We start from the raw sequence: 1,108 nt of genomic DNA, 5'->3' as shown, positions 1-1,108 counted from the left end.
CAACAGCGCCGAGCGCGGTCGACGGGCTCGAGGTCACCGTGCACCACCTGCCCGTGTTCGACGACGCCGACCCGGCCGCGCAGGCCACCACGCACGTCGGACTCGTGCCCGTCTACGACCACATCGTCGACGAGCGCGGGGCGCAGCTGGTCGACGCGATCCGGGTGATCATCGCGGCTGACGACGACGACGCGGTGCTCGTGCACTGCACCGCCGGCAAAGACCGCACCGGTCTCGTCGTGGCCTTCGCGCTCGCCGCCGCCGGGGTCGACCGCGACGACGTCGTGGCCGACTACGCCGCCACCGCCGAGAACCTGCGCGGCGAGTGGTCAGACGCGATGACCGCCGTCTTCGAACAGCGCGGCATCGAACTGACCGCGGGAATGGTCGAACTCATCACCGAGAGCCCCGCCGAGGTGCTCGAGGCGCTGCTCGAGCGCATCGACCGCGAGCACGGGTCGATCAGCGCCTACCTCCTCGCCCACGGACTCACCCCCACCGAGCTCGAGCGTCTCACCGCCGTGATCATCGACCCCGCCGCCACCGCGGTCTGATCGGAAGGAACACACACCATGTCGCACATCGCGAGCCAGCATCCCGCTCCCGAGCACTTCATCCTGCATGTCTCTGACACCCACTTCGTGGGCGACGGCGACCTGCTGCACGAGCGCATCGACAGTGACAAGAACCTCGCAGAGCTGTTCGACGGCTTCACCAAGGCCAACGCCCGCCCCGAAGCGATCGTGTTCACCGGCGACCTCGCCGACACCGGCCGCCCCGACGCCTACGAGCGCCTGCGGGCCATCGTCGAGCCCGCCGCCGAGAAGCTCGGTGCCCAGGTGATCTGGGTGATGGGCAATCACGACGAGCGCGTCGCGTTCCGCCGCGGCCTGCTCGACGAGGAGGCCGACCAGTCCGAGCCCGTCGACCGCGTCTACGACGTCAACGGTCTGCGCATCATCGCGCTCGACTCGACGGTGCCCGGGCAGCACCACGGCGAGATCAGCGACGAGCAGTTGGCGTGGCTGCGCCGCGAGCTCGAAGTCCCCGCGCCCGACGGCACCCTCATCGCGCTGCACCACCCGCCCGTGCCGAGCCCGATCGGGCT

The 1,108-nt window shown here is 70.2% G+C and carries 2 protein-coding genes; both read left to right on the top strand.

What is annotated here, in order from left to right:
* Positions 1-554, top strand: a 554-nt coding sequence (locus tag B7W94_RS02460) for a tyrosine-protein phosphatase (RefSeq protein WP_085604157.1), incomplete at its 5' end; no start/stop codon positions are given.
* Between the two features lie 18 nt (positions 555-572).
* Positions 573-1,108 (top strand): metallophosphoesterase (locus tag B7W94_RS02455; RefSeq protein ID WP_172400047.1); only part of this gene is annotated, 536 nt, incomplete at its 3' end.

This window comes from Microbacterium sp. LEMMJ01, from assembly GCF_002114135.1.
In the GTDB taxonomy this organism is placed as follows: Bacteria; Actinomycetota; Actinomycetes; order Actinomycetales; family Microbacteriaceae; genus Microbacterium.
The sequence above is the reverse complement of the archived record's forward strand: the minus strand, read 5'-3'. Positions and strand labels throughout refer to the sequence as shown.